The sequence below is a fragment of the uncultured Maricaulis sp. genome, from assembly GCF_905480005.1.
Classification (GTDB): Bacteria; Pseudomonadota; Alphaproteobacteria; order Caulobacterales; family Maricaulaceae; genus Maricaulis.
Genome location: NZ_CAJQOO010000065.1, coordinates 22,330 through 29,646, shown reverse-complemented (window position 1 = coordinate 29,646; position 7,317 = coordinate 22,330). Strand labels below are relative to the sequence as shown.

Here is a 7,317-nt window from a genome sequence, read left to right as displayed (position 1 = left end):
CGCCGATCATTGACCCGGACAACATAATCACCATCAGCCAGTCCAACCGCGCGCATCACGTCGGCGGCGAGCGCGATCATCTCGGCATCAGCCGAAGGGCTGCCGGCGCCGACCGTGTCGGCATCGCACTGCACGAATTGGCGGAATCGTCCCGGCCCCGGCTTCTCATTGCGCCAGACATCGCCCGCCTGGTAACGGCGATAGGGCTTGTTCAGGTCCTGATAATTCTCTGCCACAAACCGCGCCAGAGGCGCTGTGTGGTCATAGCGCAGGGACAGCCATTGGCCGTCATCATCCTCAAGCGAGAAAACACCTTCATTGGGGCGTTCTTCGTCGGGCAGGAATTTGCCGAGCGCGTCGGCATATTCGAAGGCAGAGGTCTGCAACGGCTCGAAACCCCAATCATCATAGACATGGCTTGCCGTTTCCACGAGATGGCGCTCGACCCGGAGGACTGACCCGCTGCGGTCTTCAAAGCCGCGCGGTCGGCGAGCCTTGGGTCGGAAGGGTTTCTTGGCGCTCATCACGATCTCCGGTTTATCCGCCGCAACGCCCGGCGCTGCGGTCTTGATCAGGCGGTGTTTTCCACGAGCGGGCGGGCCCTGTGAACCCGCCTGTGCATGCAGCTAGGGGAGATGCCGGTCGATTCACCGGAAATCAAGGCGTTACTGCGACAATTAGGATCGACCTGACCGGAGAGACCGATGAAATCCGCCCTGATTGCCGCTACAATCGCGCTCATTCTGTCCGCGGGCACTGCCCAGGCCGGACCCGGCAGCGAGTTTGCAGCTTTCGCAGAGACCCTTGGACAAACCGCCCAGGCCCGCTCTCGCGACGCCGCCAGCCGTCCGGCCGCACCGGCCACACCGCTGGACATCGAGGACCCGTTCTCCTTCGAACTGGAACAATTCGCCCTGGAAGCCATGCTGATGAGCCGCCGCATTGACGCTGCCGGCGGTCCGGTCGACCTGCGCTGTATCTTTCGCGGCATGTCCGCCGATGCCGCAGCCCGACTCGACGCCCTTAACGCGGCCGAGACCGCTGCCGAGCAAGCGCATATCTATGCCGATCTTGCCGCCCTCATGTCGGATGCGAGCCATATCGCTCCGGCCGTGGACGGCGAAACCGACCTCGAAGACGTGGACCTGCCAGCCAGCTGCCCGGCCATTACTGGCGGCCAGGCGTCAAACCCGGGACGCTAGCTGTTGGCGGCCCATTCCAGGGCCTCGACAAGACTCCCGGACGACAGGACGGTCGGCAGGACACGCGGCTCACCACCTGACGCCGGATAGAGCAGGTAAAGGGGCACACCCGCCTGGCCATGGTCAGAGATCAGATTGGCGATGGTCTCGTTGCGATTGGTCCAGTCGGCGCGCAGGCTGGCGACCCCGAAGCGGTCAAACGCATCTTCCACCGGCGCCGTGTCCAGCACGGTCAGCTTGTTGATCTGACAGGTCACGCACCAGGCCGCCGTCACATCGACGAAGACAGGCTGGCCCACGGCCTGGAGCTCGGCGACACGCTCATGCGACCACGGCTCGACCCGACCTGACAGGGTCTGGGTGCTGGTCGTGGTGGGCAGGCGGGCAATGGCCACAACACTGATCACACCGCCAAGCAGCGCTGCGATAGCGATGACCGACCAGATTGTGTGGCCCTGGCCATGCGCCCAGATCGCGAAGCTCATCGCCAGCATTGCGGCGCCCAGGAAGACAAGGGCAATCGGACCGGATTGCAGGGTCAAAACCCAGCTCAGCCAGATCACCGAGGCAAACATCGGAAAGGCCAGGAACTGGCGGAAAGTGACCATCCAGGCGCCTGGCTTGGGCAGGAAACGGAGCAGGGTCGGCGACATGGAGAAGATGACAAAGGGCGCGGCAAGTCCAAGCCCCATGGCCGCTGCGACCAGCAGCACCACCGGTGCCGGCTGGGTCAGCGCCAGCCCCAGCGCCCCGGCCGCAAGCGGCCCCACGCACGGAGCGGCAACCACAACCGCCAGAACGCCGGTGAAGAAAGCCCCCTTCCAGCCCGGCTGATCGGCCAGACCGGCGCCCAGGCCCATCATCCGTGCTCCCACCTCGAACGCGCCCATCAGATTGAGGCCGATGGCGAACAGCAGGAGTGACAGGATGGCGACGACGACCGGGACCTGAAGCTGGAAACCCCACCCCACCGGCAGGCCGACTTCACGCAGCACGACCAGAGCAGCGGCCAGACCGACAAAGCTCACCAGGACGCCGGCAAGGAAGAATCCGCCCTGACGTCTCACTGCGCCGGTGTCGGCATGAGCCGCCTGGACGAATTTCAGCACCTTGATCGACAGGACCGGGAAGACACAGGGCATCAGATTGAGGATCAGTCCGCCCCCGAAGGCCAGCAGGACCAGGGTGAACAATCCCGTACTCACACCCTCGGCCGGGGTCATGCTGCCCGGTACGGGCGCGAGGCCGTAACCGCCACTGCCCGGCTCGGCCTCGACCACGATGGCCTGCCGCTCGTCCGACCCGCGGGTCTGCCAGCTGAGGACACCGTCCTGACGGTCCTGGCCCGCGCTGGAGACCGCATAACCCGGTTCCATGACGACAAGGGTTGTCCCCTCTCCCGCCTGAACCCGCTGTTCGCCGGCATTGCGGATCACGCCTGTTTCATAGGGGAAGTAGCGCAGGTGTTCGATTGCATCCGGATTGTCGAATTCACCACCGGCGAGTTCGAGGATGACGCGGCCACCCTCGATCGAGAGGCTCGCGGACACGGATGGATCCAGCCTGGGTTCGGCGTCCAGCGCCTCGCGGATGAACCAGTAACCCGCCTCGTTCCGCTGCGCTTCAGGACCGACATCAAGGGTCAGTGACAGGGTACGCTCTTCCGGGACACAGATGACTTCGCAGACCAACCAGGTCGCATCAGCGCGCAAGGTGAGCGTATCGGCGGCATAATCGGCGGGCAGGGAAACCGGCATGGGCAGGACCAGCTCGTCCTTGTAGCCGTAATCCATGATCACATCGGTCAGGGGCAGCTCGATTGGCGTCGGCCAGACAATCTCGCCGACCGTCACGCCATCCGGCATGGTCCAGTCGATTTCCACGGGCAGACCGTTATCGCCGGGATTGCGCCAATAGGTATGCCAGCCCTCCGGCATGGTCTGATGCAGCCCGATATGGAAGCTGTCACCCGGCGCCACGACCGATTGGTCGGCAATCAGTTCGGCCTCGACGATGACATCCCCGCGCGACCAGCCCGTTTGGGCAGAGGCGGAGGCAAGGCTGCTCAGGGCAGCCAGCACGACCATCAGGATAAAACCGGGAAGTCCATTCAGGACACGCATCAGGAACCTCGTGAAAATCAGCCGAAACCAGCGTTGGCGAGGAGGATATAGTCGGTTTTCGGCAAAGGTCGAACCACGATCCCGCAACCGTGATCACAAATGCAAACGGCCGCGCCAGACAGGCGCGGCCGTTCGTCATCAGATTGTGTCAGGCGATCAGGCCTGGGCCGGCGCCGCGGCGGTGGCAGCGCTCGACGTGCGGCGCAGGATACGTTCCCAGCGCTGCAGCGAAATGATGTGCGAAACAACGGCACCAAGATCGCCATTGGTCTGCATTTCCTTGAGTTTGTCGGCCGGAAGGGCGTCAAACTTTTCCGAGGAGACACCGAAATACTCGGCGACGGTGACCGGGTTATCCGGATCCTGCGGATTGGAAACCTTGACGTCTTTCTTCTCGAGGAGGTCCAGCGCGATCATGCGCTCGACGAAGGCTTCCGTCGTGCGGGCGTCATTCTCGAAGGCCGACACGAAGTCGATGGCTTGCTGGGTGTAATCCGTCGGCTCGCCATTGGCGTCGAAGAAAGGACGCTCGGCGTTTTCGGAGACAACGAAATCGGCGTCCAGATCGACACAGACCGTGGACGGCTGGTCGTTCGGATTGGCCGCGCTCACGAACGGATAGCGACGGACATAAGCCGGAATGTAGTGCTCGGTGTCGAACTGGCCTTCTTCATTGACGAAGAGGTTCGAACCCTGACGCAGGCCCATCACCAGAACCGGCATCTTCTTGTCGCCAAGGAAAATGATCGGATAGCTGCCACAGGCAAAGGCAAACTCGGCGCTGATGGCCGGAACGAAATGCCATTCCTTCAGGAAATTGAACGGCTGTGAAACCGTGTTCACCCCGTAAGTGGCATGCTTTTGGCGGTTGAGCGGCTCTACATTCTTGTAGAGCGGAACAGTCCCGGTAAGGCGCGGCTCGGTGGCGGCAGCGTCGACCATGATAGAAACCCCTTCAGTTCTTTGCGCATTGGATAGCGGATTAGCCCTGCTCCGGCAACGGATCGGCGCAGGCCTGTACATCCGCGTCCACGCAAGAAAAATGCCGGACCGCGAACCGGTCCGGCATTGTCCTGAATCATCGACCGAAAAAGATCAGAACCGGCGGCCGAAACCGACGCCGAAAACGACCGGATCGATCTCCACATCGGCTGCGATCGCGCCATTGATCGTCACGTCTGTATCGATATCGATATATTTGACATCGACATTGAAGAACCAGTCCTCATCGATCGCGAAGTCCACGCCCGCCTGAGCGGCCAGGCCAAAGCTGGCATCATAATCGATCGAGGTCAGCGTGGTTCCGGAAGGCAGGTCCTCGTTGAAAAAATGCGTGTAGTTTACGCCGGCGCCGAGATAGGGGCGCACCTGGCCATCCGGATTGAAGTGGTATTGCAGCGTCAGCGTCGGCGGGAGCAGGGTGACATCACCCAGATCAACATCGCCGAGCGCAGTCCCGACCGCCATGACATCATGCGGCGTGACGCCAAGAATGAGTTCGACTGCCCACTGGTCCCGTACGAAATAGGTGATGTCCAGTTCCGGCACGATCGAGCTGTCGATATCAACATCGCCGCCGATCGTCGCAATGTCGGCCGACTCGTTCGGTGCAACATTGATGGCGCGCAGGCGGACCAGCCAGTCACCGCTCTCGGCGGAGGCGGGCGCAGCCGCGGCCAGCGCGGCGAGAGCAGCGGTGCAAAACAGGCGTTTCATGGGGTGATCCTTTCGTCCCTAGAATTTCTAGGGCCTTTCTGGACCTTCCCGCCTGTCAGCGGGAGTGCGCGTTTCGCCGCGCGTCAGCCCGCCGCGCGGCAGGCTGACGCAGGCAAATTCCGGATCAGAAATCGAGGACCAGGGCAGCGCGGAAATTGCGACCTGGCAGCGGCACCTGATCCTTCAGGAAGGATGTGTGCAGTCGGGCTTCAGCATCATTCAGGTTCCGGGCTTCGAGAATGACCCGCATGTCTCGCGTGGGGATCGGCTCGAAAGACCAGCGCGCATTGACCAGAACATAGGACTGGGACTTGAATTCGAAGGGCGCGGTATTGCCCTGGACATCCGCCCACTCGGTCTCGAGATGAAGCTGATGCCCCGCTCGCGAGGCCGTGACACCGGCCGTGAATGACAGCGGAGGCAGGCGCGGCAGGTCACCGCCGGCATCGAGGCTAGCCTCGACATATTCACCGGTCAGTTCGCCGTCAAAGTCCCAACCACCCCAAGCGCCCAGCGGGCCCTCAAGACGGCCTTCGAAGCCGGAAAGCACGGCATCTTCCTGTCGATAGGCGTAGACCGGGAAGCCATCATCTTCTGCGCCGGTCGCGAAGGCGGCAATGAAGCCGTCAAAGTCAGCCCGGAATAGAGAGGCTTCCAGAGACCAGTCCGCAATACGTGTACGGGCGGTGATCTCCGCGGAAAAAGCGCGCTCGACATCAAGCGTGGTATCGCCGAGCTCATAGGTCCGGCTGGCGACATGCGGGCCATCGGCAAAAAGCTCGACATCGGTCGGCGCGCGTTCGCTCGAAGACAGTGTCAGGGCGAGGAAAGTGTCGCGGACGGGACGCACAAAGAGCGATCCCGACAGGCTGGTCGTCTCGAAGCTGCGGCTGTCAGTGGCGGTATCGAGGTCGCGGCTTTCAAAACGAAGCCCGCCTTCAAGACCCCAGCTCTCCGCATCCCAGCGCTCGACCAGAAAAACGCCCCAGTCGGCAGTCTCGGACGGCGGGACATAGGCTTCCTCGCCGATCGCCGCGAAGTCACGATTGAAAGCCTGGAGCCCGGCTGCGCCCTCCCAGACACCGCCCCACAAATCGATCGGCGTGTGGCGGGCCTCGACCCGGCCTTCCCAGCCCTCATTGGTGAACCGGGTTCCGACTTCATCGCCTTCCAGCTCGACATGCTCATAGCTGCCGGTTCCGAAAGACACTTTCACGCGTTCGACATGCTCGCCCAGATCACGCCATTCGCCGCGCAGGTCGAAACGGGTCTGTTCGAGGTCGATTCGCACGGCCTCCTCTTGGCCGTGTTCTTCTTCATGTTCATCGTCGTCGTGATCGTCATCATCATGCTCTTCATCGTCGTGGCCGCCATGAGCATGACCGCCCGGGATGCCATAGAGGGCGTTGGATTGCTTGACCGCGACACCGATGAAGCCGCTCTCGCCGACCCAGGAAATCCCGGCCGAGGCCGATGTGAAATCCAGACCGGAATTCTCGACCGTGCCATAAGGATGCTCGTCTTCCCCATGCTCCTCATCATGATCATCGTCATGATCATCATCGTCGTGGTCTTCTTCCGCCTCTTCGAAGAGACGGTAGGTCTCCGACTCGGCATAGCCGGGAATGTCATAGGGCTGGGCCGTGCGCATCAGGCCTTCCAGATTGATGACGAACTCACCGGCATTGAAACGCACCCGGCCAGCTGCGGTCTCGCCCTCGTCGACCGAGGTCATGGAGCCGTAGAAACGGCCGTCCAGACCGTCCTCGGCCCGCTCTTCGGGAATGCGGCCGTCGATCACATTGACCACACCGCCAATGGCGGCGCCGCCATAGGCGATGGCCGCCGGCCCGCGCAGGATTTCGACCCGCTGTGCTTCCAGGGCCTCCGACGCGACCGCATGGTCCGGGGAGTTGGTCGAGGCGTCGATCAGGCCAACGCCATTCACGAGGACGCGGACACGGTCCGCGCCGAGACCACGGATGACCGGGCGGCTGGCGGCCGGACCGAAATAGGTTGTCGACACACCGGGCTCATGGGCGATGGTATCGGCAAGGGACCCGGCCAGATTGTCTTCGAGGTGGCGACGGTCGACGACTTCCACCGCACCGGCGATCTCATCCGCGGCAATGCCCAGCGGCGCCGACGTCACAACAATCACATCCTCGGACCCGGTTTCAGACTGGGCAATCGCGGCGCTGGTCGTCCCGGCTCCGGCGAGCAGGGCGATCATGGCGGTGGAAGTGGTAAGGCGCGCAAACATGGTTTCCCCGATA

At 62.6% G+C, this 7,317-nt stretch carries 6 protein-coding genes; 1 reads left to right on the top strand and 5 read right to left on the bottom strand.

The window, feature by feature from the left end; translation table 11 throughout:
* Positions 1–524: HisS family protein (locus QZ266_RS07135; protein ID WP_295693232.1), on the bottom strand; the 524-nt coding region annotated here is incomplete at its 3' end.
* A gap of 180 nt (positions 525–704) precedes the next feature.
* Between QZ266_RS07135 and QZ266_RS07130 the strand changes: the two genes are divergently transcribed.
* The gene (locus tag QZ266_RS07130) at positions 705–1,202 is read left to right on the top strand and encodes a hypothetical protein (RefSeq protein WP_295693230.1); all 498 of its coding nucleotides are present in this window, start codon (positions 705–707) and stop codon (positions 1,200–1,202) included.
* Here the strand turns inward: QZ266_RS07130 and QZ266_RS07125 are convergent.
* The 4 genes from QZ266_RS07125 to QZ266_RS07110 all read right to left on the bottom strand — a co-directional run bounded on the left by QZ266_RS07125 (position 1,199) and on the right by QZ266_RS07110 (position 7,304).
* Positions 1,199–3,325, bottom strand: a complete 2,127-nt coding sequence (locus QZ266_RS07125; RefSeq protein WP_295693228.1) for a protein-disulfide reductase DsbD — start codon at positions 3,323–3,325, stop codon at positions 1,199–1,201. The two genes, QZ266_RS07130 and QZ266_RS07125, sit on opposite strands and share 4 nt — an antisense overlap.
* A 156-nt stretch (positions 3,326–3,481) precedes the next feature.
* A complete protein-coding gene (locus QZ266_RS07120) occupies positions 3,482–4,267 on the bottom strand; it encodes a SapC family protein (protein ID WP_295693225.1) in 786 nt (261 codons plus the stop codon).
* A gap of 153 nt (positions 4,268–4,420) precedes the next feature.
* On the bottom strand, positions 4,421–5,041 hold the full coding sequence (locus QZ266_RS07115) for an OmpW family protein (RefSeq protein ID WP_295693222.1): 621 nt from the start codon (positions 5,039–5,041) through the stop codon (positions 4,421–4,423).
* A gap of 124 nt (positions 5,042–5,165) precedes the next feature.
* A complete protein-coding gene (locus tag QZ266_RS07110; RefSeq protein WP_295693219.1) occupies positions 5,166–7,304 on the bottom strand; it encodes a TonB-dependent receptor in 2,139 nt (712 codons plus the stop codon).
* Positions 7,305–7,317: the final 13 nt, after the last annotated feature.

Bases quoted from the DNA above. Each gene is read 5' to 3' on its own strand.
- QZ266_RS07130 (WP_295693230.1), top strand. From the start codon at position 705: ATGAAATCCGCCCTGATTGCCGCTACAATCGCGCTCATTCTGTCCGCG.
- QZ266_RS07125 (WP_295693228.1), bottom strand. From the start codon at position 3,325: ATGCGTGTCCTGAATGGACTTCCCGGTTTTATCCTGATGGTCGTGCTG.
- QZ266_RS07120 (WP_295693225.1), bottom strand. From the start codon at position 4,267: ATGGTCGACGCTGCCGCCACCGAGCCGCGCCTTACCGGGACTGTTCCG.
- QZ266_RS07115 (WP_295693222.1), bottom strand. From the start codon at position 5,041: ATGAAACGCCTGTTTTGCACCGCTGCTCTCGCCGCGCTGGCCGCGGCT.
- QZ266_RS07110 (WP_295693219.1), bottom strand. From the start codon at position 7,304: ATGTTTGCGCGCCTTACCACTTCCACCGCCATGATCGCCCTGCTCGCC.